Annotated in this window: 25 protein-coding genes; 16 read left to right on the forward strand and 9 right to left on the reverse strand. The window is 71.8% G+C overall.

The window, feature by feature from the left end; translation table 11 throughout:
* Nucleotides 1-8 precede the first annotated feature (8 nt).
* Nucleotides 9-1301 (forward strand): acetyl-CoA C-acetyltransferase, encoded by a 1293-nt coding sequence (locus ACNAW0_RS07980; RefSeq protein ID WP_416287088.1) that lies wholly within the window; start codon nt 9-11, stop codon nt 1299-1301.
* 73 nt (nt 1302-1374) lie between these two features.
* On the opposite strand, the gene ACNAW0_RS07985 is transcribed toward ACNAW0_RS07980, so the two are convergent.
* Together ACNAW0_RS07985 and ACNAW0_RS07990 are read right to left on the reverse strand one after the other, a co-directional pair.
* Nucleotides 1375-1860: a hypothetical protein gene (locus tag ACNAW0_RS07985; protein ID WP_416287089.1), complete on the reverse strand. Its 486-nt coding sequence runs from the start codon at nt 1858-1860 to the stop codon at nt 1375-1377.
* A gap of 61 nt (nt 1861-1921) precedes the next feature.
* Entirely contained in the window at nt 1922-2206 is a 285-nt protein-coding gene (locus tag ACNAW0_RS07990) for a hypothetical protein (protein ID WP_416287090.1), read from the reverse strand.
* Between the two features lie 481 nt (nt 2207-2687).
* On the opposite strand from ACNAW0_RS07990, the gene ACNAW0_RS07995 reads away from it, so the two are divergent.
* Together ACNAW0_RS07995 and ACNAW0_RS08000 are read left to right on the forward strand one after the other, a co-directional pair.
* Nucleotides 2688-3218, forward strand: coding sequence for a GntR family transcriptional regulator (locus ACNAW0_RS07995; RefSeq protein WP_416287184.1), 531 nt, complete (start codon nt 2688-2690; stop codon nt 3216-3218).
* Nucleotides 3205-3930, forward strand: coding sequence for a GntR family transcriptional regulator (locus tag ACNAW0_RS08000; RefSeq protein WP_416287091.1), 726 nt, complete (start codon nt 3205-3207; stop codon nt 3928-3930). The genes ACNAW0_RS07995 and ACNAW0_RS08000 overlap by 14 nt, the downstream gene beginning before the upstream one ends.
* A 170-nt stretch (nt 3931-4100) precedes the next feature.
* On the opposite strand, the gene ACNAW0_RS08005 is transcribed toward ACNAW0_RS08000, so the two are convergent.
* On the reverse strand, nt 4101-4841 hold the full coding sequence (locus ACNAW0_RS08005) for an SDR family NAD(P)-dependent oxidoreductase (RefSeq protein WP_416287092.1): 741 nt from the start codon (nt 4839-4841) through the stop codon (nt 4101-4103).
* Nucleotides 4842-4967: 126 nt separating this feature from the next.
* Between ACNAW0_RS08005 and purB the strand changes: the two genes are divergently transcribed.
* Complete coding sequence (purB, locus tag ACNAW0_RS08010; RefSeq protein ID WP_416287093.1) at nt 4968-6392, forward strand: adenylosuccinate lyase; 1425 nt, start codon at nt 4968-4970, stop codon at nt 6390-6392.
* A 16-nt stretch (nt 6393-6408) separates the two neighbouring features.
* Here the strand turns inward: purB and ACNAW0_RS08015 are convergent, their stop codons facing one another.
* On the reverse strand, nt 6409-6975 hold the full coding sequence (locus tag ACNAW0_RS08015; RefSeq protein ID WP_416287185.1) for a YbjQ family protein: 567 nt from the start codon (nt 6973-6975) through the stop codon (nt 6409-6411).
* Nucleotides 6976-7038: 63 nt separating this feature from the next.
* The gene (locus ACNAW0_RS08020; protein WP_416287094.1) at nt 7039-7719 is read right to left on the reverse strand and encodes a S1 family peptidase; all 681 of its coding nucleotides are present in this window, start codon (nt 7717-7719) and stop codon (nt 7039-7041) included.
* A gap of 368 nt (nt 7720-8087) precedes the next feature.
* Here ACNAW0_RS08020 and purS point away from each other — a divergent pair, with 368 nt between their 5' ends.
* From purS to ACNAW0_RS08040, 4 genes are all read left to right on the forward strand, one after another.
* Nucleotides 8088-8351, forward strand: coding sequence for a phosphoribosylformylglycinamidine synthase subunit PurS (gene purS / locus ACNAW0_RS08025; RefSeq protein ID WP_416287095.1), 264 nt, complete (start codon nt 8088-8090; stop codon nt 8349-8351).
* Nucleotides 8348-9031, forward strand: coding sequence for a phosphoribosylformylglycinamidine synthase subunit PurQ (purQ, locus tag ACNAW0_RS08030; RefSeq protein ID WP_416287096.1), 684 nt, complete (start codon nt 8348-8350; stop codon nt 9029-9031). Before purS ends, purQ begins: the two co-directional genes overlap by 4 nt.
* Nucleotides 9032-9098: 67 nt before the next feature.
* On the forward strand, nt 9099-11975 hold the full coding sequence (purL, locus tag ACNAW0_RS08035) for a phosphoribosylformylglycinamidine synthase subunit PurL (RefSeq protein ID WP_416287097.1): 2877 nt from the start codon (nt 9099-9101) through the stop codon (nt 11973-11975).
* Nucleotides 11976-11985: 10 nt separating this feature from the next.
* A complete protein-coding gene (locus tag ACNAW0_RS08040; protein WP_416287098.1) occupies nt 11986-12735 on the forward strand; it encodes a 2-phosphosulfolactate phosphatase in 750 nt (249 codons plus the stop codon).
* Nucleotides 12736-13035: 300 nt separating this feature from the next.
* Here the strand turns inward: ACNAW0_RS08040 and ACNAW0_RS08045 are convergent, their stop codons facing one another.
* Nucleotides 13036-14922 carry a carboxypeptidase regulatory-like domain-containing protein gene (locus tag ACNAW0_RS08045; protein ID WP_416287099.1) on the reverse strand — a complete coding sequence of 629 codons (1887 nt, stop codon included), beginning with the start codon at nt 14920-14922 and terminating at the stop codon, nt 13036-13038.
* Nucleotides 14923-15114: 192 nt separating this feature from the next.
* Between ACNAW0_RS08045 and ACNAW0_RS08050 the strand changes: the two genes are divergently transcribed.
* The 5 genes from ACNAW0_RS08050 to amcA all read left to right on the forward strand — a co-directional run bounded on the left by ACNAW0_RS08050 (nt 15115) and on the right by amcA (nt 19765).
* On the forward strand, nt 15115-15438 hold the full coding sequence (locus tag ACNAW0_RS08050) for a sterol carrier family protein (RefSeq protein WP_416287186.1): 324 nt from the start codon (nt 15115-15117) through the stop codon (nt 15436-15438).
* Between the two features lie 150 nt (nt 15439-15588).
* On the forward strand, nt 15589-17115 hold the full coding sequence (gene purF / locus ACNAW0_RS08055) for an amidophosphoribosyltransferase (protein ID WP_416287100.1): 1527 nt from the start codon (nt 15589-15591) through the stop codon (nt 17113-17115).
* A 63-nt stretch (nt 17116-17178) separates the two neighbouring features.
* Nucleotides 17179-18333, forward strand: a complete 1155-nt coding sequence (gene purM, locus ACNAW0_RS08060) for a phosphoribosylformylglycinamidine cyclo-ligase (RefSeq protein ID WP_416287101.1) — start codon at nt 17179-17181, stop codon at nt 18331-18333.
* A gap of 123 nt (nt 18334-18456) precedes the next feature.
* Nucleotides 18457-19560 carry a cyclophane-forming radical SAM peptide maturase AmcB gene (amcB, locus tag ACNAW0_RS08065; RefSeq protein WP_416287187.1) on the forward strand — a complete coding sequence of 368 codons (1104 nt, stop codon included), beginning with the start codon at nt 18457-18459 and terminating at the stop codon, nt 19558-19560.
* Nucleotides 19529-19765 (forward strand): multiple cyclophane-containing RiPP AmcA, encoded by a 237-nt coding sequence (gene amcA / locus ACNAW0_RS08070; RefSeq protein WP_416287102.1) that lies wholly within the window; start codon nt 19529-19531, stop codon nt 19763-19765. The genes amcB and amcA overlap by 32 nt, the downstream gene beginning before the upstream one ends.
* A 147-nt stretch (nt 19766-19912) precedes the next feature.
* On the opposite strand, the gene ACNAW0_RS08075 is transcribed toward amcA, so the two are convergent.
* Together ACNAW0_RS08075 and ACNAW0_RS08080 are read right to left on the reverse strand one after the other, a co-directional pair.
* Nucleotides 19913-20128, reverse strand: a complete 216-nt coding sequence (locus ACNAW0_RS08075) for a DUF3073 domain-containing protein (RefSeq protein WP_416287103.1) — start codon at nt 20126-20128, stop codon at nt 19913-19915.
* Nucleotides 20129-20430: 302 nt separating this feature from the next.
* Entirely contained in the window at nt 20431-21513 is a 1083-nt protein-coding gene (locus ACNAW0_RS08080; protein WP_416287104.1) for a Glu/Leu/Phe/Val family dehydrogenase, read from the reverse strand.
* A gap of 173 nt (nt 21514-21686) precedes the next feature.
* On the opposite strand from ACNAW0_RS08080, the gene ACNAW0_RS08085 reads away from it, so the two are divergent.
* Together ACNAW0_RS08085 and ACNAW0_RS08090 are read left to right on the forward strand one after the other, a co-directional pair.
* Nucleotides 21687-22526: a hypothetical protein gene (locus ACNAW0_RS08085; RefSeq protein WP_416287105.1), complete on the forward strand. Its 840-nt coding sequence runs from the start codon at nt 21687-21689 to the stop codon at nt 22524-22526.
* Nucleotides 22527-22801: 275 nt separating this feature from the next.
* Complete coding sequence (locus ACNAW0_RS08090; RefSeq protein ID WP_007073996.1) at nt 22802-23011, forward strand: BldC family transcriptional regulator; 210 nt, start codon at nt 22802-22804, stop codon at nt 23009-23011.
* Between the two features lie 72 nt (nt 23012-23083).
* Here the strand turns inward: ACNAW0_RS08090 and ACNAW0_RS08095 are convergent, their stop codons facing one another.
* Nucleotides 23084-23494, reverse strand: a complete 411-nt coding sequence (locus ACNAW0_RS08095) for a PPOX class F420-dependent oxidoreductase (protein WP_416287106.1) — start codon at nt 23492-23494, stop codon at nt 23084-23086.
* A gap of 54 nt (nt 23495-23548) precedes the next feature.
* Here ACNAW0_RS08095 and ACNAW0_RS08100 point away from each other — a divergent pair, with 54 nt between their 5' ends.
* Nucleotides 23549-24325: a class I SAM-dependent methyltransferase gene (locus tag ACNAW0_RS08100; RefSeq protein WP_416287107.1), complete on the forward strand. Its 777-nt coding sequence runs from the start codon at nt 23549-23551 to the stop codon at nt 24323-24325.
* The last annotated feature ends 97 nt before the right edge of the window (nt 24326-24422 follow it).

A 24422-nucleotide genomic window follows, 5' to 3' on the forward strand; every position in this document is an offset into this window, starting at 1 on the left:
GGCCGATCGTGCAGAGTGTCCGGCGGGTCGCGGTCATCGGCGGCAACCGCATCCCCTTCGCCCGGTCCAACTCGCGCTACGCGCAGGCGTCCAACGCGGACCTGCTCGGCGCGGCGCTCGACGGCCTGGTCGCCCGGTTCGGCCTGGCCGGGCAGCGGGTCGGCGAGGTGGTCGCCGGGGCGGTGCTCAAGCACTCCCGGGACTTCAACCTGACCCGCGAGGTCGTGCTCGGCTCGAAGCTCGACCCGCACACCCCGGCGTACGACGTCCAGCAGGCCTGCGGCACCGGGCTCGAAGCCGCCATCCTGGTCGCCAACAAGATCGCGCTCGGGCAGCTCGAGGTCGGCATCGCCGGCGGCGTGGACACCACTTCGGACGCGCCGCTGGCCCTCAACGAGGACCTGCGCCGCACGCTGCTCCAGCTCAACTCCGCCCGGACCCTCGGCGAGCGGCTGAAGGCCGCCGCGAGGCTGCGCCCGCACCAGCCGTTCAGGCCGGAGACCCCGCGCAACGCGGAGCCGCGTACCGGGCTGTCCATGGGGGAGCACGCCGCGCGGACGGCGCTGCGCTGGCACATCGACCGGCAGGCCCAGGACGAGCTGGCGCTCCGCTCGCACCAGCGGCTCGCCGCCGCGTATGAGAAGGGTTTCTTCGACGATCTGATGACCCCCTACCTGGGGCTGACGCGCGACCAGAACCTCCGCCCGGACACCAGCCTGGAGAAGCTCGGCTCGCTCAGGCCGGTCTTCGGCACGAAGGGGCCGGACGCCGAGCAGGCCACCATGACCGCCGGCAACTCCTCCCCGCTCACCGACGGCGCGTCGACCGTGCTGCTGGCCTCCGAGGAGTGGGCGCGGGAGCACCACCTGCCGGTGCTGGCCTGGTTCTCCTGGTCCGAGACGGCCGCGGTCGACTTCGTGCACGGCGACGAGGGGCTGCTGATGGCCCCCACGTACGCGGTGCCTCGGATGCTGGCCCGGGCCGGCCTCACCCTGCAGGACTTCGACTTCTACGAGATCCACGAGGCGTTCGCCGCGCAGGTGCTGGCCACCCTGGCCGCCTGGGAGTCGCCGGAGTTCTGCAAGGAGCGGCTGGGCCTGGACGCGCCGCTCGGGTCGATCGAGCGGGACCGGCTCAACGTCAACGGCTCGTCGCTGGCCGCCGGGCACCCGTTCGCGGCGACCGGTGGCCGGATCGTGGCCACCCTGGCCAAGCTGCTCGCCGAGAAGGGGAGCGGGCGCGGCCTGATCTCCATCTGCGCGGCCGGCGGGCAGGGCGTGACGGCGATCCTGGAGCGCTGACCGTTCGCACACCCCGCCCGGTGATTTCGGCGCCCCGCGCCGCTGGTGCCGGGGATCGCACCGACTGACTCGGTCACGCCCGCGGATCCCCGCCCTGTTCGCCTCGCAGCCAACCGAGGAACCGTGCGTGCAGGGCGTCGCCCGGCAGGTGCCTCAGGTCGGCCGCCGCGTCCGCCAGGTGCAGCGCCAGATAGATGCCGAGCGCCACGCGATTCCTCGCGTACTCCCTGAGCAGGCGGCTACGCCGGTCCGGGCAGGGCCAGTCGTGGCCGCACCCGGCGCATTCCCAGCCGGGCCGGATTGGCACGTGAGCCGCGCGAGCCACGGCCGATCGCACCCGTACGGCGTCGAGTCGGGCGAGCACCCGCCGCTGGCGGGGACCCGAGGGGTGGCCCAGTTCGACGCCCCGCAGGTTGATCCAGATCCCGTCGCTGTGCCGCTCACGCCGGCCCAGCTCGATCACCCGCAGGGTCAGCGTGCCGAGGCCGTAGCAGTAGTGCTGTTCGGCCACCTCCACGACGTCACCGATGCCGATCCGCCGTGCCCGGCCGGCCGTCACAGGATCACCCAGGCGTCCGAATCGGCTGGCGGTACCCCGAGCCGGAGCATCCAGGCGAAGGTCAGCAGCGGTGCCCGTCGGGGCATGGCCCGTCGCTGGTGCCCGAACCAGCCGCGCCAGCCGGCCCGCCGGGCCTTCGGGGGTTCGGGCGGGAGCACCGGTCGGCCCAGGTCGACCAGGCGGTTCGCCGCCGCGTTCGCCGGCCGGCACGGGCCGGGACCAGGCAGACCACGCAGAGGTTGCTCTCCAGATCGGGTACGTGACTGCTCAGGATCTCGCGCGCCGCCTCGGCCTCCGCCTCGTCGCGGCGCCACAACCGGCTGGTCGTCGACTGGTAGACACCCATTTCCCACTCCTGTCGGGCGCGGGGCGGGCGCACGGCGGGGCACCACCGGCCGCGGGGGAGTGCGGCCGGCGGTGGATCGCTGCCGTACGACGGGCCGTACGCCCGCCCCGTCACGGTCCGGCGCCACGCCGTCGGTCGACGCGACGTCGGTCTGGCCGGGAGCGGTCACGGCCGGACGCGCCACACCACCGCCCGGGTACGCGAAAGCGCGCACGGGTGGTAGACAGGAGGGGAGTCGTTCCCCGGGACGCGATCCGGCGTGGTTGCTCCCTTCGACTCGTGCCGGACCGGGAGTGGGAGAGGCCGCCAAACCAGCCCCACCCCGGTCCGTTTTCTTTCGGAGGTAACCTTACTGCCATTTGAATAAGGTGCCAAGGATGTTGAGGACCGCGACACGCCGCTAAAAGGGATCTACCCTTGCCGGACGGGTGGCGCGGACAGGAGGCGGGCCGTGAGTGACCGAGCGTGGCTCAGCGTGTCGATGCCGTATGTCGTTCCCGGATCCGCCGGGCAGGGCGACGTCTGGGCTGCTGACGCGGCACAACAAGGCGGCGTGGGTACGCAACGCCTGCTCGAAGTCGCGGAAATCGTGCCCGTGCCCGAGGTCGCCGAAGCGTTGCAGGTCGAGCCGGGCTCACCGGTTGTCGTACGCCGGCGACTGATGCTGTTGGACGATCGCCCGGTGGAGCTGACCGACTCGTACTATCCGGTTTCCATTGCTCGGGGCACCGCGCTCGCCGAGCCGCGCAAGATCCGCGGTGGCGCTGTCCGCCTGCTGGCTGAGGTGGGCTACGAACCCGGCTTGGTGCGGGAGGACGTCTACACACGAATGGCTGACGAGGCCGAGCGGCGCCTGCTCGGCCTGACCGGGCAGGAGTGGGTGCTCGGTCTCACGCGGCTGCTCAGCACCGGTCAGGGGGTGCCGATCGAGGTCAGCGTGATGACCATGGTGCCGCACGGGCGGCGCCTGCGATACGAGATGACGATCAACGACTCTGATGGGCGGAGCTGAGGTGGCCGACGGGCGCCCCCGGCACGAGCAGATCGCGGCGGACATTCGCGCTCGCATCATGTCCGGGGAGTTTCCGTCTGGCTCGCAACTGCCCTCAATTCCAAGCCTGGTGACCCGGTACGCCGCCGCGACGGCGACGGTCCAGCGAGCCCTCGGTGCGCTCAAGGCGGAAGGCTCGATCTACAGCGAGGTTGGTAGAGGCGTCTACGTCCGTCGCCGGCAGCCGCACGTCGTGGAGGCATCGGCCTACCTCGCTCCGATGCCTAACGGATATTCGTACCGCCTGCTGGACGTGTCGGAGGTCGTTCCACCACCCGAGGTCATTGACGGCCTGAGCCTCGGCGAGGGCGAGAAGGCGGTCCTGCGGCAGCGCCTCTTGCTGCACGGGGGCGAGCCCGTCGAGCTGTCCCGGTCCTACTACCCGAGTTCGATCGCGGCCGGCACCGAACTCGCCGAGCGCAAGAAGATCAACGGCGGGACGGGTCGCATCCTGGCGGAACTGGGCCTCCCGCAGCGGAACATGGTCGACCGGGTCTCGACACGGATGCCCACGTCCGACGAGGTCGAAATGCTGAACCTGCCTCCGTACGTCCCGGTGCTCCGCCAGCTTCGGGTGATCCACACCGACGGCGGACGACCGGTCGAGGTGTCCGTACTCGTCAAGGGCGGCCATCTGCACGAGCTGCGCTACGAACAGCAGCTCTCCGAGTGACCGCTGCCCCGGGTGGCCCCCACCGTTCGGGACATGTTGGGCCTCCAGCCTCGTATGTGGAGCGATCACGTGAGTCGTTTACGCCATCAGGTCGATAGCCACCGACACGCGGACAGCTCGGTCGCCGCACGGAGGTCAGGCAACCAAGCAAGGGTCAGACCTGCCACCCGTCAGGCGGTGGAGCCGCCGTCGATGGCGATCGACGCGCCGGTGATGTGCCGGCCGCCCTCGCCCACCAGGTGGCTGACCGTCGCCGCCACGTCGGCCGGCGTCCCGTAGCGGCCGAGGGCGATGTGCGACCGCTGCGTGTCCGCGCTGGCGCTGTCCGACGGGTTCATGTCGGTGTCGGTCGAACCGGGAAGGATCAGGTTGACGGTGATCCCACGCGGGCCGAGTTCGCGGGCGAGGGCCCGGGTCAGGCCGTTGACCGCGCTCTTGGTCATGGCGTAGACGCTGACCCCCGGGTCCGGGACGCGGCTGGCGAAGCTGCTGCCGATGTTGACGATTCGCCCGCCGTCGCCCATGTGGCCCACCGCCGCCTGGGTGGCCAGGAACGCCCCGCGTACGTGCACGGCGATGGCCAGGTCGAGGTAGTCGAGGCTGACCTTGCCGATCGGCCCGGCCGAGAAGACGCCGGCATTGTTGACCAGGATGTCCAGGCGCCCCAGTTCGGCGACGGTCCGCTCGACCGCGTCGACCACCGCCGTACCGTCGGCGCTGTCGGCGCGGATCGCCAGGCCGGTGCGGCCGTACGACTCGATGTCGGCGACCACGGCCTTCGCGCTGTCCTCCGCCGCCCGGTAGGTGAACGCGACGTGGGCGCCGTCTTCGGCCAGCCGGCGCGCGACGGCGGCACCGATCCCGCGGCTCCCGCCGGTGACAAGGGCAACCCTGCCGGTAAGTCTGGACACGCTTCCCCAATCCTGCCCATCGACTCGAAAGGTGATCACCTTATCTCCGGCATCGGGGCCGGTGATCGCTCCTCCCGGACCCATGCCACCAACAGCGGCGACCGGCGCGTACGGGAGAATGGGGGCGTGACGACGATCCCGAACGTGCTCGCCCACCGGTACGCCTCGCCCGAGCTGGTCGCCCTCTGGTCGCCCGAGGAAAAGGTACGGATGGAGCGGCGGCTCTGGCTCGCCGTACTCAAGGCCCAGCGGGACCTCGGCGTGCCGGTGCCGGACGGGGTGGTCGAGGCGTACGAGCGGGTGGTCGACGACGTCGACCTGGCCTCGATCGCGGAGCGGGAGCGGGTCACCCGGCACGACGTGAAGGCCCGGATCGAGGAGTTCAGCGCCCTCGCCGGGCACGAGCACGTGCACAAGGGGATGACCTCGCGCGATCTGACCGAGAACGTCGAGCAGCTCCAGGTTCGCGCCTCGTTGGAGCTGATCCGGGACCGGGTGGTCGCCACCTTGGCCCGGCTCGCCTGGCACGCACATGAGTACTCCGGCCTGGTGATGACCGGCCGGTCGCACAACGTCGCGGCGCAGGCCACCACGCTGGGCAAGCGCTTCGGCTCCGCCGCTGAGGAGCTGTTGATCGCGTACGAGCGGCTGGCGGACCTGATCGACCGTTACCCGCTACGCGGCATCAAGGGCCCGGTGGGCACCGCCGCCGACCAGCTCGACCTGTTCGACGGCGACGCCGACAAGGTGGCCGAGCTGGAGCGCCGGGTCGCCGAGCACCTGGGCTTCGCCCGGGTGCTGGACAGCGTCGGCCAGGTCTATCCGCGGTCGCTGGACTTCGACGTGCTCTCGTCGCTGACCCAGGTGGCCGCCGCGCCGTCGTCGCTGGCCACCACGATCCGGCTGATGGTCGGCCAGGAGCTGGTCACCGAGGGCTTCAAGCCCGGCCAGGTGGGCTCCAGCGCGATGCCGCACAAGATGAACACCCGCTCGTCGGAGCGGGTGAACGGCTTCGCCGTGATCATCCGCGGTTACCTGTCGATGGTCGGCGAGTTGGCTGGCGACCAGTGGAACGAGGGAGACGTCTCCTGCTCGGTGGTCCGCCGGGTTGCCCTGCCGGACGCGTTCTTCGCCGCCGACGGGCTGTTCCAGACCTTCCTCACCGTGCTGGACGAGTTCGGCCCGTACCCGGCGGTGATCAACCGGGAGCTGGAGCGTTTCCTGCCGTTCCTGGCCACCACCAAGATTCTGGTCGCGGCGGTGCGCCGGGGCGTCGGCCGGGAGGTCGCGCACGAGGTGATCAAGGAGCACGCGGTCGCGGTGGCGTTGGCCATGCGGGAGAAGGGCGCGGCCGAGAACGACCTCTTCGACCGCCTCGCGGCGGACGGCCGCCTGGGCCTGACCCGGGCCGAGATCGACGCCCTGGTCGCCGATCGCACCACCTTCGTCGGCGCCGCCGCCACCCAGGTTGACCGGGTAACGGCCCGCATCGCCAAGATCGTCGAATCCCACCCCCACGCCGCGGCCTACTCCCCACCCCCCATCCTCTGACCGAACCGTGGGCGGGTCAGGAGTCGCGGGTGGGGGTTTCCGCGGCGCTGCTGAGGTGGGGGGAGCTCGGCGGCGCCGCGACGCCGCCGGGGGCGGACGCGATCTCCGGGTCCCGGGCGGTTTCGGCCGCGACGATGGGCTGGTCGGAGGGCATGACCTCCGGCATCTTGGCTACCACGATCACCGCCGTGCCGTACGCGCAGATCTCCATCCACATCTCGCCGCAGTCCCGGCTGTCGAAGCGCATACCGATCACGGCGTTCGCGCCGAGCCGGCGGGCCTCCTCGCCCAGTCGCGCCACCGAGTCCGTACGCCAGCGGGTGAGGTTGTCCGGTGCCATCGGGTCGTACGCCCCACCGCGGAGGTTCTTGACCCCCTCGCGGTACGGGTTGCGTGTCCTCGCCAGCGAGGAGACCACTTCGCCGAGGATCTGGCGGATCTCGTAGCCGGGTAGTTGATCCGTCGTCACGACCAGCACGGTTCCGATGCTGTCAGTCGGGCGGCGACCCGAACGTCTGCCATGGTCACCTGATCGGATGCTGCGAAACGGGTCGGCGCGGACGGCCGGTGCTGAGCCGACCATCCGCGCCGCGGGCGGTGTCAACCGACCGAGACCACCCAGACGGGGTGTCGAGGGTGCGGACGGTCAGACACCGGCCACCGAGGTGATCCAGGACCGGCCGGACGCCACGCTGGCGTAGTTCTGGATGCTCTGGCCGTCGGCGGTCGAGGCGACACCGACCTGCACCCTGTTGTAGAACTGGGGGCCACCCGAGTCGCCCTTCCACGCGTTGCCGTTGATCCGGCTGCTGCGGATGGCCGGGCCGCCGTACGCGTCGGTGGCGGCGTTGCTGGTCACCTGGACGGTGGCGGTCTTCAGCTGGCTCGACGGCGAGCAGCCGCTGTAGCAGGTCATGCCCCAGCCGTAGATCGAGTTGGTCGAGCCGATCGGCGGGTTGCTGCTGGCGAGCGAGACGGTGGAGGTGCTGACCGGGCTGGAGAGCCGCATCAGCGCGAGGTCGTAGCGGGTGTAGGTGGTGCTGACGGTGCGCGTGGTGCCGCCCGAGGCGTAGTAGACGCTGCCGATCCGGACGGACATGCTGCCGCTGATGCAGTGCCGGGCGGTGAGCACCCACGACGAGGCGATCACGCTGCCGGAGCAGGTGAACGAGCCGTTGCTGAAGACGGCGGCGGCCCAGGGCGCCGACGAGACGGTGCCGCCGCCGATGATGTAGGGGCTCACGGGGGCGGCGACGGCGCCGCTGGCGGCGCCCAGCACGCCCACGAGGGCGGTGCCGAGCACGGCGAGCAGGGAACGGATGCGCATGGGGAAGCACTCCTTGCCTCACGGACCCGGGATCGCCGGGTCGGTCGAGCCGGTGGGGGCGCGGGTCACCCGACCGGTCTAGCATCGAACATTATCGATGCAGGGTAGAGGCCGTCGGTGGCCGTGGCAAGGATTTGATCGAGCTTAACGGATGTAACGATTTGGCGTCCCCGGCGCGGCGTAGTCCCTGCTCCGGCACGTTGCGCCCGCAGCCGGGGCATCCCGCGTTTCCGCACTCCGCAGGCAACGCCGATCACTGCCTGAACTCTCCCCGGCCGATTCGGCCGAGGCGGAATCTGCCAGGTAGGCTGGCTGCGCTCGCCCGTTGTGGGTCGGCACCCAACTGCGTACACAGTCAGGAGTGCCCCGTGCCTCGCGTCGTCGTCGACGTCATGCTCAAGCCCGAGATCCTCGATCCGCAGGGCCAGGCCGTCGCAAACGCGCTGCCCCGGCTCGGCGTCAGTGACGTCGCCTCGGTCCGGATCGGCAGGCGGATCGAGATCGAGTTCACCGGTGAACCGGACCTGGACCGGGCCCGGGAGATCGCCGACAAGCTGCTGGCCAACCCGGTCATCGAGGATTTCACCGTTCGCCTGGTCGAGACCGACGAGAACGTGGACGCGCACCGGTGACCGCCCGGGTCGGTGTGGTGACGTTCCCCGGCTCGCTCGACGACGGGGACGCGGCCCGGGCCGTACGCATCGCCGGCGCCGAGCCGGTCCGGCTGTGGCACGGCGACCCCGCGCTGCACGGGGTGGACGCGGTGGTCCTGCCCGGCGGCTTCTCCTACGGCGACTACCTGCGCTGCGGGGCCATCGCCCGGTTCGCGCCGGTGATGGAGACGATCGTGGACGCCGCCCGGGGCGGCCTCCCGGTGCTCGGCATCTGCAACGGCTTCCAGATCCTCTGCGAGGCCCACCTGCTGCCCGGTGCGCTCACCCGCAACCAGCACCTGCACTTCCGTAACCGGGACCAGGTCCTCCGCGTCGAAGCCGTCGGCACCGCCTGGACCAACGCGTTCCAGCCGGGCCAGGAGGTGCTGATCCCGGTCAAGAACGGCGAGGGCTGCTACGTCGCCGACCCGACGACGCTGGACCGGCTGGAGGCCGAGGGCCGGGTGGTCGCCCGCTACCTCGGCGCCAACCCCAACGGTTCGCAGCGCGACATCGCCGCGATCACCAACGAGGCCGGCAACGTGGTCGGCATCATGCCGCATCCCGAGCACGCGGTGGAGGCGCTCACCGGCCCCTCCCTGGACGGTCTCGGCTTCTTCACCTCGGTGCTCAAGCACCTGGTGGGGACGCCGGCGTGACCGTACGCCGCGGGATCATCGGTCGGCTCACCCGCCACTGGAGCGGCGAGCGCAGCGAGGAGAGGTCATGACCACTCATCCGGACCCGGCCCTGCGGGAGACGCCGGACGCCTTCCCGGCCGACCCGGCGGAGCCGCGTACGGCCGCCGTGCTGCCGCAGCCCGGCCCGGTCGACGGCGACTGGGCCGCGGACGTGGACACCGTGCCCCGGGCCGCCGGCACGACGGAGGAACTCCAGCCGTACGCGGAGCTGGGTCTCCGCGACGACGAGTACGACCGGATCCGGCACATCCTCGACCGCCGACCCACCCAGGCCGAGCTGGCCATGTACTCGATCATGTGGAGCGAGCACTGCTCCTACAAGTCGAGCAAGGTGCACCTGCGCCAGTTCGGCGAGAAGGCTCCGCCGAGCGACCGGCTGCTGGCCGGCATCGGCGAGAACGCCGGTGTGGTCAAGGTCTCCGACGAGCTGGCGGTGACCTTCAAGGTCGAGTCGCACAACCACCCGAGCTTCGTCGAGCCGTACCAGGGCGCGGCGACCGGCGTCGGCGGCATCGTGCGGGACATCCTCGCCATGGGCGCGCGTCCGGTCGCGGTGATGGACCCGCTGCGCTTCGGCGCGGCCGACCACCCGGACACCGCCCGGGTGCTGCCCGGCGTGGTCGCCGGCGTCGGCGGGTACGGCAACTGCCTCGGCCTGCCGAACATCGGCGGCGAGGTGGTCTTCGACCCCTGCTACCAGGGCAACCCGCTGGTCAACGCGCTCTGCCTCGGCGTGCTGCCGGTCGACCGGCTGCAGAAGAAGGAGGCCGCCGGCCCCGGCAACGTCGTGGTGCTGATGGGCGCCAAGACCGGCCGGGACGGCATCGGCGGCGTGTCGGTGCTGGCCAGCGCCACCTTCGACGACGAGAGCCAGCAGCGCCGTCCCTCTGTGCAGGTCGGCGACCCGTTCATGGAGAAGCTGCTGATCGAGGCGTGCCTGGAGCTGTACGACGCCGAACTGGTCGTCGGCATCCAGGATCTCGGCGGCGCCGGCCTGACCTGCGCACTCACCGAGACCGCCGCGGCGGCCGGCACCGGCATGCGGGTGTGGCTGGAGCGGGTGCCGCTGCGCGAGCCCTCGATGGAGCCGCACGAGATCCTGGCCAGCGAGTCCCAGGAGCGGATGCTGCTGGTCGTCGCCCCCGACAAGCTGGACGCGGTGCTCAAGACCGCCGAGAAGTGGGGCGTGCTCGCCACCGCGATCGGCGAGGTCACCCCGCCCGCGCCGGACGGTCAGCCGGGCCGCCTGCTGATCACCTGGCGCGACCACGAGGTGGTCGACGTGCCGCCGGGTTCCCTGGTCGACGACGGTCCGGTGTACGCCCGCCCGATGCGTGAGCCGGCCGACCTGATCCTGGTTCAGGCCGACCGGGCGGAGACGCTGCCCCGGCCGAACAACCCGGAGGCGCTCCGGGAGACCGTGCTGCGCATGATCGCCTCGCCGAACCTGGCCGACAAGACCTGGGTCACCGAGCAGTACGACCGGTACGTGCTGGGCAACACCGTGCTCGCCCAGCCGGAGGACTCCGGCGTGATCCGGATCGACGAGCGGACCGGCCTCGGCGTCGCCCTCTCCGTCGACGGCAACGGCCGGTACGCGCGCCTCGACCCGTACCACGGGACGAAGCTCGCCCTGGCCGAGGCGTACCGGAACGTGGCGGTGACCGGCGCGACGCCGATCGCCGTGACCAACTGCCTCAACTTCGGCTCACCCGAGGACCCGGGCGTGATGTGGCAGTTCGCCGAGGCCGTCCGCGGCCTGGCGGACGGCTGCCTGGAGCTGGGCATCCCGGTGACCGGCGGCAACGTCAGCTTCTACAACCAGACCGGCCCGGCCCCCATCCACCCGACCCCGGTGGTCGGCGTGCTGGGCGTACTGGACAACGTTGCGGACCGGGTGCCGATGGGCTTCGTGCCGCGACCGGCCGGCGACCACGACCAGCTCTTCCTGCTCGGCGAGACGCACGTCGAGCTCTCCGGCTCGGAGTGGGCCTGGGTGACCCACGAGCACCTGGGCGGCATCCCGCCGCAGGTCGACCTGGCCCGCGAGCGGCAGCTCGCCGAGCTGGTGGCCGCCGCCGCCCGGGTGGGGCACCTCAGCTCCGCGCACGACCTCTCCGACGGTGGCCTCGCCCAGAGCCTGGTCGAGTCCTGCCTGCGGCGTGGCGTCGGTGCCCGAGTAGCGGTGCCGGAGCACTTCGCCGGCGGGTCGATGCCGTTCGTCTTCCTGTTCAGCGAGTCCGCCGGCCGCATGCTGGTGTCGGTGCCGCGCGGGCACGAGAAGGCGTTCACCGCCCTCTGCGCCGATCACGGCGTGCCGTGGGAGTTCATCGGGGTCACCGACCCGGCCGGCCCTGCCCTGGAGGTGCACGGCCAGTTCCGGATCGGCCTCGACGAGCTGCGCGCCGCGCACACCGCGACCCTGCCGCGCCTCTTCGACGCGGAGGCGACAGCCGTTGCTTCGGCCACCGTCGAGCAGGCGGTGGGCGTCGCGGCCGAGGAAGAGGCCGCCCCGGCCGACGCCGACCCGGTCGCACAGGCCGACGGCGAGCCGACCGGAACCCTGGCAGAGGCCGTGGACGCTTCCGTGGCCGCGGCGGACGCCGCGGTGACGGCCGACGCGCCCGCGGCCGCCGCAGATCCTGCGGTGACGGCCGACGGGCCCGTGGCCGCGCCGGACGCCGAGCCGGAGGTTGCGGAGACCCCGGCGGAGGCCGTGGATGCTGCGGCCGCTGCCGCCGGAGACATCGCATCCGCCGGCGTCGCCGACGCTCCGCAGGCGGAGTCCGACCCGGCGGAGGCCGAGCAGCCGGAGTCCGACCCGGCGGAGGCTGGGCAGGCGGGTTCCGTGACGGCTCACGGCGACCCGGACGACCAGGCCCCCGCACCGGATCAGCGCTGAGGCCCTGGCCTTGGCCGTCTACGCCCAGCCCGGTTCCGGCGCCCGGTTCGACTGGGGGCTGACCGGGGCGGCGGAACTAGGCCGGATCTGTGCCGCCCTGGTGGTGGTGGACGTGCTCTCGTTCACCACCGCCGTCGAGGTGGCGGTCGGCCGGGGCATGCGGGTGCACCCGTTCCCCTGGGGGGAGCAGGCGGCCGAGTACGCCCGCCGGGTGGGCGCCGAGGCGGCGGTCGGCCGCCGGCAGATGACGCCGGAACATCCGTGGTCCCTGTCACCGGCGGCGTTGCGGGCCGCGCCGGTCGTCGCCGACCTGGTGCTGCCCTCCCCGAACGGCTCGGCCATCAGCGCCGCCGCGAGCGCCACCGGCGTTCCAGTGGTCGCGGCGTGCCTGCGTAACGCGCCCGCCGTCGGGCGATGGCTGCGCGCCGAGGGGTACGGCTCGACCGACGCCCCGGTGGGGGTGGTGGCTGCCGGGGAACGCTGGCCGGACGGCTCGCTGCGCCCCTGTGTGGAGGACCAGCTCGGGGCGGCCAGCGTGCTGGACGCCCTGTCCGGGGTGCCGGGCGGGCTCTCGGTGGAGGCGGCGATGGCGCTGGCTGCGTTGGCCAGCACCCCCGACGTGCCGGCGGCGATCCGGGGCTGCGTCTCGGGACGGGAACTCGTCGAGGGCGGCTTCGCCGACGACGTGGAGGTCGCCGTCCAGGTGGGCGTCTCCGACGTGCTGCCCGTGCTGCGCCAGGGCTATTTCACCGCCGGCTGACCCGGTTCTGCCGTCCGGTCCGGCTCTAGCGACTCCGGTTACCGGATGTGGCGGTATCGACGGGCGCCGGATACCGCCGTTTACGCGATTCGGAGTGGATCAGCAGGCCCACGTGGATCAGCAGACCAGGTGGATCAGCAGACCAGGTGGATCAGCAGACCAGGTGGATCAGCAGGCCGCGGCCGGGGACCTGGGCCGTCCATGTCGGGGTGCCGTGCCGACGATGCGAAGTGGCCGCCCGGATCATCCGGGCGGCCACTGCCGAATATCGGCCGGGTGGGGGCGCACAGCCCCCAGCGGTCAGTCGTCCAGCCAGTCGAGGCGGCGGCCGCGGTCGTTCGGGCCGTCCGGGCGGCCCCGGCCGGCCTGGGTCGGATCACCGTAGCCGCCCTGCTGGTCGTAGCCCTGGTTGTCGTAGCCGCCGCTGCGCTGCTGCGGCGGCTGCCCCTGGCCATAGCCGCCCTGCGGCTGGCCGTAGCCGTCGCCACCGCCGTAGCCGCCACGCTGGTCGTAACCGTCGTGGCCCGGCTGCTGGCCGCCGTAGCCGCCGGAAGGGCCGCTGTCGTAGCCGCCGGTGGAGGCGCCGTAGCCACCGCCCGAGCCGTAGGGCCCGTCCGGCTCCGGGCCGCGCCCGTACTGGCCCTGCCCCGGCTGGTTGTAGCCCCGGCCCTCGTCCGGCTGGTAGGTGCTGGTCGGGTACGGGTCGGCCGCCGGCGCGTACGGGGTGCTGTCACCGGTGTAGCGACCGGTCGGCTCGTCGTAGTGGTCGTTGCCGTAGCCGCCGCCCTGGGCTGGCGGGTAGCCACCGGCACCGGCGCCGTAATCCCGGCTGTCGTAGCCGCCGTCGGAGTACGCGGCGCCGCCGTAGCCGCCGCCCGAGGAGGGGGCACCGCCGTAGCCGCCACCGGAGGAGGGCGCGTTGCCGTAGCCGCCGCTGCCGTAGCCGCCCTGGCCGGGGGCCTCGTCGCCGTATCCGTAGCCGCCCTGCCCGCTGCCGTACGCGGGACCGGGCGGCGCGCCGTACGGGTCCGGCGGGACGTCGTCCACGACGGGGCGGTGCATCATGGTCGGCGCGTCGCTGAGCGAGGCACCCCCGACCATCGTCGGGTCGGACCCCGCGGCGCCCATGCCGCCCACCACCCGGGTCTGGTCGTCCACGCCCCGGTATGCGCCCCGCGCGGCCGGAACGGCACCTGGCGCGGCGGCTCCGCCCGGGCCACCCAGCCCGGCATAGTCGTCCCCGTCGACGTCGTCGCCCTCGTTCTTGCGCCGCATGTAGAGCAGCACGATGGTGCCCACACCCACGGCGACGAAGAGGCCGCCGAGCAGGATCAGCAGCCCGTTGCCGAAGCCGCCCGAGTCCTGGCTGGCGGCGGTCGGCTGGGGGGCCGCCTCGGTGGCCTCCTCGGTGGCGGGGTCCTCCTCGGTGGGCTCCTCGGTCGGCAGGGCCTCCTCGGTGGCCGACGGCGTGGCGCTGGGGCTCGCCGAGACCGGGATCCCCACCTTGATCCGCAGGCTGGTCACGGCCTCGCCGGCGTCAGCGTTGGTCGTCGCGGTGCCGGTCTTGCCGTCCTTGCCGGCGGCCAGGTCGATCCGGCCGGGTGCGATCGGGTCCGAGGCCGAGCCGGCGAACCGGAAGTTGCCGCTGCTGTCGGTGTTGGTCTGGCGCGTCTTGCCCTGGCTGTCCCGCAGCATGACGATCACGCCCGGCAGCGGATCACCGTTGGCCGTGATGACCACCTTGCCGGAGACCGACTTTACCGTCTGCGGCTTGTCCGGGGTCGGCGGCGCGGCCGCCTTGACGGTGACGCGGAGCGTGCGGGAATCGCCCCCCGAGACCGTGATATTCGCCTGGGTCCTGGCGTCGGGTGCGTTGGGCGCCGCCGACAGGGTCAAGGTCACCTGCTTCGGCATCATCGGTGACGTGAAATCGATCGGCCCGCAGCCCCGACAGCTGACTCCGTCAGGCAGACCGGTGATGTCGATGTCCGCGGAACTTTCCGCACCCTCTGGCCGCACGACCACGTTGATCGTGCTGCTCTCGCCGGCGTCGATCGCGACAGAATTGTCAGCCGTGCTGATCCTGGCGGCCGAGGCCGGTGTGGCGGGGACGGTGAGCAGCGCGCCGACAACCAGCGCTACGACCACACCGGCCCGCTGCTTCCAGGCACGTCGGTGTGTTGACACGTCCACCGCCTTCCGGGTCTGAGCTCCCCGCCAGCGGGTGCCGGCCGAGGAACGATCACTCACGGTACGAATACGCCGTCGGCAACTATGCCTTGTCGGACCGGAACATCTCTACCCAGGGCCGGCGTAGACTGAATTGCTGCCGGATCGTATCGTCCCTTTGTGTCCTCTCCGCACACTAAGTCCCCCTCCGTGGCGGCGGCGCTGACGGCGCTGGATGAGGGGCGTACGCCCGAACGGCCGGTGTTCCGGGAGGCGGTCCGTACCCTTTTGGCCGTCCTCGCGGAGCGCGCCCCCGGCCGATCGGTCGAAGTGCGGGTACCACCCTACGGTGCCGTGCAGTGCGCACCTGGGCCGCGACACACCCGGGGAACGCCCCCGAACGTGGTGGAAACGGACCCGGCGACCTGGCTCGCGCTGGCCACCGGCCGCCTCGGCTGGGCGGAGGCGGTCACCGAGGGTCGCGTACGGGTCAGCGGGATCCGCGCCGATCTCTCCGCGTTTCTCCCGCTCTAGCGGGGGTGGTCGTGACGATCGGCACGCAAATCGTGACTGTCGGTATCGACTCGGATTCGCGTACACTGGCAGCCGACGACGGTCCCGGCTGTACGTGCGGAGCTGCCCCGGACTCCGCCAGGCCGGTCCAGACCAGCGAGGGAGCAGCAGGTGCCCCGAGGCGATGGCCGGCTGAGCCACGACCTTGACCCCCAACGACCCGGCCCCCAGGACGCGTGCGGCGTCTTCGGCGTCTGGGCGCCGGGGGAGGAGGTCGCCAACCTGACCTACTTCGGGCTCTACGCGCTCCAGCATCGTGGCCAGGAGGCGGCCGGCATCGCGGTGAGCGACGGCTCGGGCGTGGTGGTCTTCAAGGATCTCGGCCTGGTCGCCCAGGTCTTCGACGAGCCGACGCTGGCCAGCCTGCGCGGGCACGTCGCGATCGGCCACGCCCGCTACTCGACCACGGGCGGCTCGACCTGGGAGAACGCCCAGCCGACGATCCGGGCGACCAGCGCCGGCACCACGATCGCGCTGGCCCACAACGGCAACCTGGTCAACACCGCCGAGCTCCAGCGCGAGGTGGCCGAGCGGCGGCTCGACTCCGACGGCGCGACCAACGACACCTCGTTGGTCACCACGCTGCTGGCCAGCCGGCCCGACCTCTCCGTCGAGGCGGCCGCGCTGGAGGTGCTGCCCCGGCTGCGCGGCGCGTTCAGCTTCGTCTTCATGGACGAGTCGACCCTCTACGCGGCCCGTGACCCGCACGGCGTACGCCCGCTGGTGCTCGGCCGGCTGGAGCGCGGCTGGGTGGTGGCCAGCGAGACCGCCGCGCTGGACATCGTCGGCGCGAGTGTGGTCCGCGAGGTCGAGCCCGGCGAGCTGATCGCCATCGACGAGGACGGGCTGCGCTCCACCCGGTTCGCCTCCCCGGAGCCGAAGGGCTGCCTCTTCGAGTACGTGTACATCGCGCGCCCGGACGCGACCATCGCCGGGCGCAACGTGCACGCCGCCCGGGTCCAGATCGGCCGCCAGCTCGCCCGGGAGCACCCGGTCGAGGCCGACCTGGTGATCCCGGTGCCGGAGTCGGGCACCCCGGCCGCGATCGGCTACGCCGAGGAGTCCGGCATCACCTACGGCCAGGGCCTGATGAAGAACCCGTACGTCGGGCGCACCTTCATCCAGCCGTCGCAGACCCTGCGCCAACTCGGCATCCGGCTCAAGCTGAACCCGCTGCGGGAGAACGTCCGGGGCAAGCGCCTGGTCGTGGTGGACGACTCGATCGTGCGCGGCAACACCCAGCGGGCCATTGTGCGGATGCTGCGCGAGGCGGGCGCGCTGGAGGTCCACGTGCGGATCTCCTCCCCGCCGGTCAGCTGGCCCTGTTTCTACGGCATCGACTTCGCCACCCGCGCCGAGTTGCTGGCCAACGGGCTGGACAACGAGGGCATCCGGCGGTCGATCGGGGCCGACACGCTGGGTTACGTATCGCTTTCCGGCCTCATCGCCGCGACCGAGCAGCCGAAGACCCGGCTCTGCCGGGCGTGCTTCGATGGGGAGTACCCGATCGAGCTGCCGGCCGGACACCTGATCGGCAAGCACGTGCTCGAAGGGGTGGGTCGCCGGGTCGCCGCCGAGGCCACCGCCGACAACAACACCACCGCCACACTCACCTCGGCCGCTACCCACCGCCCATAGCACCTCCGACGCGGGCCCGCCGTCACCAGCGAGGGACCCGCGAGAACCACAAAGGGGAGAACCGTGACGCACGTGTCCGAGCGCAGCGGCGCAGGAACCAGCCCGATGAGCGCCGGCGGCGACCACCAGCCCTGGACGGCCGGCACCAGCCGTACGATGCGCAAACGTTCGGTCTCATACGCCGACGCGGGGGTGTCGATCGAGGCGGGCGACCGCGCGGTCGAGCTGCTGAAGTCCAAGGTCAAGCAGACCCGACGCCCTGAGGTCCTGGGTGACCTGGGCGGCTTCGCCGGCCTGTTCCGGCTGGACACGCAGAAATACAAGAACCCGATCCTCGCCTCGTCCACCGACGGCGTGGGCACCAAGCTGGTGATCGCCCAGCAGCTCGACATCCACGACACGGTCGGCATCGACCTGGTCGCGATGGTGGTCGACGACCTGGTCGCCTGCGGCGCCGAGCCGCTCTTCCTGCTCGACTACATCGCCACCGGCGAGGTCGTGCCGGACAAGGTCGCCGAGATCGGCGCGGGCATCGCCGACGGCTGCCGGTACGCGGGCTGTGCGCTGCTCGGTGGCGAGACCGCGGAGCACCCCGGCGTGTTGCGCCCGGACGAGTACGACATCTCCGCCACCGGCGTCGGCGTGGTGGAGGAGAGCGAGATCCTCAGCTCCGAGCGGGTCGAGGTGGGCGACGTCGTGATCGCGATGCGCTCCTCCGGCCTGCACTCCAACGGCTACTCGCTGGTCCGGCACGTGCTGCTCGGCGCCGGCCGGATGCGGCTGGACGTGGTGATCGAGGACTTCGGCCGGCAGCGGACCCTCGGCGAGGAGCTGCTCACGCCGACCAAGATCTACGCGCAGGACTGCCTCAAGCTGATCGCCGAGGCCGAGGTGCGGACGCTGGCCCACGTCACCGGCGGCGGCATCCCGGGCAACCTGGTCCGGATCCTGCCGGAGCACGTCGACGCGGTGGTCAACCGCTCCACCTGGAAGCCGCAGCCGATCTTCGACCTGATCCAGTCCAAGGGCCGGATCGAGGACCAGGAGATGGAGGCGACCTTCAACATGGGCGTCGGCATGTTCGCCATCGTCTCTGCCGAGGACGCCGATCGCGCGCTGGCCACCCTGACCGGCCGTGGGGTCGACGCCTGGCAGGCCGGCGAGATCATCGAGGGCTCCGGCAACGTGCAGATGGTCGGTCACCACACCCGGGGATGATCACACTCCGTTGATCATCCGGGCACCTGATCGGGGGTTCACCCGAGTGGCCACCGCCGCCTAGCCTGAAGGGCGCTTCGGGCTGACGGGGGAGGGTTGATGGCTACTCGTACGCACGCCGGGATGCGGGGTATCGCCGCCGTCCCCTCGTACGTGGTGATGCAGCCGACCACGCTGTGCAACCTCGACTGCGCCTACTGCTACCTGCCTATGCGGGCGGCGGACCGGCGGATGCCGGTCGCGGTCGCGGAGGCTGTGGCGGCCTCGGTGAACCCGTGGGCGGCGGCTGGGCGCTTCTCCGTCGTCTGGCACGGCGGAGAGCCCCTCGCGGCCGGCAGGGACCATCTGGCCGCCCTGCTGGCCCCGTTCGCGCCTGAGGTGGAGCACCACGTCCAGACCAACGCCACGCTGATCGACGACGCCTGGTGCGCGTTCTTCGCAGAGCACGGCGTCCGGGTCAGCGTGAGCGTGGACGGGCCGCGGGAACGCAACGCGGAGCGGGTCACCCGGGGCGGCCGGCCTGCGTACGACCGGATCATGGCCGGGGTGGGGGCGCTGCGTCGGCACGGGCTGCCGTTCTCGGCCCTCGCCGTGGTGTCCCGGCCCGGTCCCGGCCTCGCCGCCGAGCTGTACGACTACTTCCTCGACCTCGGCTGCGACGTGCTCGGCGTCAACATCGAGGAGACCGAGGGGATCAACACCCGCAGCAACGCGCGGGACGCCGCCGCGGTGACCGCGTTCTGGGCGGAGCTGGTCGGCGCGTGGCGCCGGAATCCCCGGATCCACCTGCGCGAGGTGGAGTGGTCGCTGCGGTACGCCGGGGCGGTCCTGGCCGGCACGGCGGACGAGCTGCTGCCCCGCCAGCTCGACCCGATCCCCACCGTCGCCCACGACGGCTCGGTGGTGGTGCTCTCGCCGGAGCTGGCCGGCTTCACCGATCCGGGGTACGGCGACTTCGGCAGCGGCAACGTGCTGACCACCCCGCTGGCCGAGATCCTGGCCGGAGTGGGGCGGACGCCCTGGGTCGCGGAGTTCCTCGCCGGGGTCGAGGGGTGCCGGTCGTCCTGCCCGTACTTCGGCTTCTGCGGTGGTGGCCACGCCGCCAACCGCTACTTCGAACAGGGCCGCTTCGACGGTACGGAGACCGAGCACTGCCGCAACAGCAAGATCCGCCTACTGGAGGGAGTGTTGGAGCATGCCCGAGGACACCAGTCACCGGCAGCCTGAGCGCGTCAGGGGAGCTGATCCGGACCCGGTCGTCGAGCGGGTGCGGGAAGCCGCCGTGGGGTTGACCGCACTGCTCCACGAGGCCGAGGCCGCGCGGCTGCTGCGGGCGGAGGTGTCGGGCAGCGACGGGGCCAGCGCGGTGTGCGCGTGGAACCACTTCGAGAACATCCCGACGTTCTACAACTGGAACAACCGGCCCCGCTGAGGGTGCGACTCCGCGATCAAGGACCTGCCGCAGCATAGGGTGTCCCGTCGGTGCGGCAGGGCCCTTGATCGTCGGTCGTACGCCGGCTTCCGCAGAGCACATGCGTGAGCACGCGGGGCTTACCGCGTGCTCAGATGTGACCGGAGGTCAGCGGGCCGGACGGGCCCAGGTGTCCGGGTCCTCGTCCGCGTGGTCCTCGTCATCGTCGTCGACATACTCTTTGTAGTCGTCGTCGAAGTCGTGGTCCGACTTTCCGCTGCCGCCGAGTTCTCGCTGCAAGGCGGCGAGGTCGGTGTTCGGGGAGTGATACTTCAACTCCCGCGCCACCTTTGTCTGCTTGGCCTTAGCACGGCCGCGCCCCATGGCTCGACCCCCTCGCACAGAATGCGGGGCAGCCCGAAGGCGGGCCCCGATGACGTCAGGCATCTCTCGTGGCTCTTACGGTACATGGGGATGCCACCGTTCGGCACCTCGGGTTACCGTCAGCCGCCCCTGCGCGTCGCAGTGATCCGGCCGTCACAAAGTGTACCCGGTAAGGAGCGGGTGCCGTGACCGGCCGTGACAGCGGTCAAATCGGTCTCAACTCCCCCATTTTCCAGCGTAACGCCGGCCGGGCCGTCGTATCGCGCCGGGGGCGGAGCCGCGCCCCGCCCCCGACGTGATGTTCACCGCACCCGGATCGTGCGGAGCCGGCCGACCTCGGCCATCCGCCGCTCGGCGAGCCGGTCCGCGGCCACCGCGGGCGGCACGCCCTCGTCGTCGGCGAGCCGAAGGATCTCGCGGGTGGTGTCGTAGATCCGGGTGGCCCGCAGCTTGGCCCGCTCGAAGTTGAAGCCCTCGATCTCGTCGGCGACCTGGATCACACCGCCGGCGTTGACCACGTAGTCGGGGGTGTAGAGGATGCCCTGGTCGGCGAGGATCTTCTCGATGCCCGGGTGGGCGAGCTGGTTGTTCGCCGCGCCGGTGACCACCTTGGCCCGTAGCATCGGCACGGTGTCGTCGTTCAGCGCGCCGCCCAGCGCGCACGGGGCGTACACGTCGATGTCGGAGGCGACCAGCGCGGCGGTGTCGTCGACCAGCTCGACCTGCGGGTGGTTGGCGCGCACCCACTCCAGGGCCTTCGGGTTGACGTCGGTCGCCACGACCTCGGCCCCGTCGCCCAGCAGGTGGCCGGTCAGGTACTTGCCGACCTTGCCCAGGCCGGCCACGCCGACCCGCCGGCCGGCCAGCGTCGGGTCGCCCCAGACGTGCTCGGCGGCGGCCCGCATGCCCTGGAAGACGCCCCAGGCGGTCAGGATCGAGGAGTCACCGGCACCGCCGTGCTCCACGCTACGGCCGGTGACGTACCGCGTCTCGCGGGCGATCACGTCCATGTCGGCGACGTAGGTGCCGACGTCGCAGGCGGTGTAGTAGCGCCCGCCCAGGGACTCCACGAAACGGCCGTACGCGCGCAGCAGCGGCTCGCTCTTGATCTGCTCCGGATCGCCCCAGATGACCGCCTTGCCGCCACCGAGATCGAGACCGGCCAGGGCGTTCTTGTACGCCATGCCGCGGGAGAGGTCGAGCACGTCGGCGAGGGCCTCCTCCTCGCTGGCGTAAGGGTAGAACCGGGTGCCGCCGAGCGCGGGGCCCAGCGCGGTGGAGTAGATCCCGATGATCGCCTTGAGGCCGGACTGCTTGTCCTGGCAGAACACGACCTGTTCGTGTCCCGTGGATCCCGGGTCGTCGGTGGTGGCGAATACGCCCATGGCTGACTCCTGTGTCGGTGTGCGCCCTTGTGGGGTGCGGACCTGGTGGCGCGCCGGCGGGATGCTGCCGGTGCTGCTGAGCCTAATATCGGCCGAGGCCGTACTGTCGCGCACGTCGCGTCGCCAGGCCACGCCGGCAACTTACGGGTACCGAATCGTGGGAGGATCGCGCCGTGCCGTCGCTCTTCGCTTCTTACCTGCGTGTGTACGAGCCGCTGACCGCCTTCGACCGAGATCGCCAGTCGTTCTGGCGCCGCTATGTCAACGAGGGCCGGGCCGTCGCGCCGCTGGAGGGGCCGGTCCGCCAGCGGACCGCGGTGATCGAGGCGCTCGGCGCGGGCTGGACCCGGCTGCCGGACCTGCCGGACGAGGCGTACGTGCTGGAGACCGACGACTCGCTCCTGGTCTGCCCGTGGAACCTGCGGATCCGGGTGGCCGAGGCGGCGCTGAGCGCCCGGGACGGCGTGCCCCCGGTGCTCGCCGACGCGTTCGTCCCGCCGGTCCTGGCCGGCCAGGCCAAGGCGGTGGTGGAGGACTGGCGCAGCGGGGCGCGGGTGCTGGAGCACGGGGTGCCGCGGGTGCACGAGCAGATCGCCACCTGGGGCGTGCCGCTGCGCTGGTTCGTGCTCTTCGACGCGCAGGAGCGGCACCTGGTGACCGAGTCGGACCGGCGGGCGCTGCGCTACCGGACCGAGATCTCGAAGGCGCGCCGGCGGTCGTCCCGGGCGCTGTCCGTGCTGCGCAAGTCGGTGGGGGAGGCCCCGATCACCGAGGCGGTCGAGGAGGCCGCCCGGTGGCTGGAGGAGTTCCACCCGCGCTCGGTCGTCGAGCTGGACTACGGCGGCCTGGTGCAGCTGCTGCCGGACGAGATGCTGGCGGCCGACGACTCGACCGAGCTGGTCGCCTCCGGGCTGGCCGGGCTCTCCCGAGGCGAGGCCGAGGAGGCTTCGGCGGCGTACGACAGGCTGGTCGCCCGGTGGCGGGCGGTGCAGTTGCTGGAGCGCTGCAACTAGCTCGAATTATCCGATCGAACTAGCCCGAATTATCCGATCGATACACCCGATGCGAGACTGTCTCGTAGTTGACGCATTGCGAACCGTGATCATGAGTCCGAATAAGGTAGTTTCTGCCGTGTAAAAGTAGTAAAAATCGGTCATGGTTCATCCGTCCGTCTAGGGACCTTCAGCCGTTCGGCCCATGTCGGACATCGGGGACTAGCCGGACCATGGGAGACGCGTCGGCCGGCGGGACCCCGGCCGATGTCTATACCTGTGGAGGAGTGACCCCGATGGCATCGCGAACGCATGAACCAGAGCCGCTACTCACACCGGCCGAGGTGGCGTCGATGTTCCGTGTCGACCCGAAGACGGTGACCCGGTGGGCCAAGGCTGGCAAGCTCAGCGCGATCCGGACCTTGGGCGGCCACCGCCGTTACCGCGAGTCTGAAGTTCGGGCCCTGCTGCAGGGGCAGATCCCCCAGCAGCGCCAGGGAGACTGACGAACCGGACGTTTTCTCAGGCGTTCCGATCAGGGGCGGCCGGACGTACGCGACAGCGACGATCCGCCGCCCTTAGTCGTGTGCGGGGCTCACCTGGCCCGTCCGGTCCTCCAGTACGATCCGGAGCCCCACCGTACCGCTCTCCCCCCGGCGCAGCCGGCTGCCCAGCAGGCTCAGCCGGCCGATCAGCCGGTACTTCTGCTTCAGCAGCCCCCGGATCCGCCGGGTCCCGCCCAGATCGCAGAGCGCCGCGTGCGCCGGCAGCGCCGTGCCGTGCGGGCGCCCGCGGACGTCGCACGGGGCCACCGTCACCCGGCCGTTCCGCCGGATCCGCTTGACCTTGCCGGTGTCCGACGCGGTCCACACCGCCAGCGCGTCGCCGTCCCGCACCGCCCAGACCGGCGTCGGCACCGCCCGCCCGTCCCTGCGGAACGTCGTGAGCAGGACGTACTTCTCCGCTGCCAGGCGGTCCAGGTTGGTCACGCCGCCCAGAATAAGGCCGCGACAGGCCGGCCGAGCCCGGTTAGCGTGATCGCCGTGACCGGGGAACCCACGATCGGCGACGTGTTCGGCGAGATGATCCGTGACGCGTACGCCGTCGCCACCGGAGTCGGACCCCGGCCGCTGGCCGGCGGGCGGCTGCCCCGGCCGGTCATCGAAATCGTCGAGCGGGACGACGGCCTGGTCAACGGCGTGTCCGCCGCGCACTACCTGGACCCACCGGAGGCGTGGCAGCCGCACGACCACCGGGCCGTGGACCGGGTACGCGGGCGCGTGCTGGACGTCGGCGTCGGCGGCGGCCGGATCGCGCTGCACCTCCAGCAGGGCGGGGTGCCGGTCACCGGCCTGGACACCTCGGCCGGTGCGCTGCGGGTCTGCCGCCACCGGGGCGTACGCGACCTGGTGCACGGCACCGTCGACCAGCACGTTGCCGACAGCCGGCGGTACGACACGTTCCTGCTGCTCGGCAACAACCTCGGGCTGCTGGAGGGGCGGGAGCGGGCACCGGGTTTCCTGGCCGCCCTCGCCGCGCTGGCCGGTCCCGACGCGCAGGTGATCGCGCAGGGCACCGACCCGTACGGCACCACGGATCCGGTGCACACCGGCTACCACGAGCGCAACCGGCGGCGGGGCCGGCTCGGCGGCCAGCTCCGAATGCGGCTGCGCTACCGGCTGCTCGGCACCGAATGGTTCGACTATCTGGTCTGCTCGGTCGACGAGCTGGCCGGGCTGGTCCACGGCTCGCCGTGGCGGCTGGTCGACGTGGACGACCGGGACCACCCGTTCTACCTGGCCACCCTCAAGCTGGCCTGAGCGCCGGCCTCCATTCGGTCCGAAGCGCCGCCTGGCGGCGCGGAGGCCGAATTATGGCCGCCAGGCTCCCGGGGCCGGCCCGGGAGCCCGCGCCCGT

Source organism: Micromonospora sp. SL1-18, assembly GCF_047921505.1.
Taxonomy (GTDB): Bacteria; Actinomycetota; Actinomycetes; order Mycobacteriales; family Micromonosporaceae; genus Micromonospora.

What these genes read in the sequence shown, in the direction of transcription:
- ACNAW0_RS07990 (WP_416287090.1), bottom strand. Translation starts at nt 2,206, where the DNA reads ATGGGTGTCTACCAGTCGACGACCAGCCGGTTGTGGCGCCGCGACGAG.
- ACNAW0_RS07995 (WP_416287184.1), top strand. Translation starts at nt 2,688, where the DNA reads ATGCCGTATGTCGTTCCCGGATCCGCCGGGCAGGGCGACGTCTGGGCT.
- ACNAW0_RS08000 (WP_416287091.1), top strand. Translation starts at nt 3,205, where the DNA reads ATGGGCGGAGCTGAGGTGGCCGACGGGCGCCCCCGGCACGAGCAGATC.
- ACNAW0_RS08015 (WP_416287185.1), bottom strand. Translation starts at nt 6,975, where the DNA reads ATGGTCGGCTCAGCACCGGCCGTCCGCGCCGACCCGTTTCGCAGCATC.
- ACNAW0_RS08020 (WP_416287094.1), bottom strand. Translation starts at nt 7,719, where the DNA reads ATGCGCATCCGTTCCCTGCTCGCCGTGCTCGGCACCGCCCTCGTGGGC.
- purL (WP_416287097.1), top strand. Translation starts at nt 9,099, where the DNA reads ATGACCACTCATCCGGACCCGGCCCTGCGGGAGACGCCGGACGCCTTC.
- amcB (WP_416287187.1), top strand. Translation starts at nt 18,457, where the DNA reads ATGCGGGGTATCGCCGCCGTCCCCTCGTACGTGGTGATGCAGCCGACC.
- amcA (WP_416287102.1), top strand. Translation starts at nt 19,529, where the DNA reads ATGCCCGAGGACACCAGTCACCGGCAGCCTGAGCGCGTCAGGGGAGCT.
- ACNAW0_RS08075 (WP_416287103.1), bottom strand. Translation starts at nt 20,128, where the DNA reads ATGGGGCGCGGCCGTGCTAAGGCCAAGCAGACAAAGGTGGCGCGGGAG.
- ACNAW0_RS08080 (WP_416287104.1), bottom strand. Translation starts at nt 21,513, where the DNA reads ATGGGCGTATTCGCCACCACCGACGACCCGGGATCCACGGGACACGAA.
- ACNAW0_RS08090 (WP_007073996.1), top strand. Translation starts at nt 22,802, where the DNA reads ATGGCATCGCGAACGCATGAACCAGAGCCGCTACTCACACCGGCCGAG.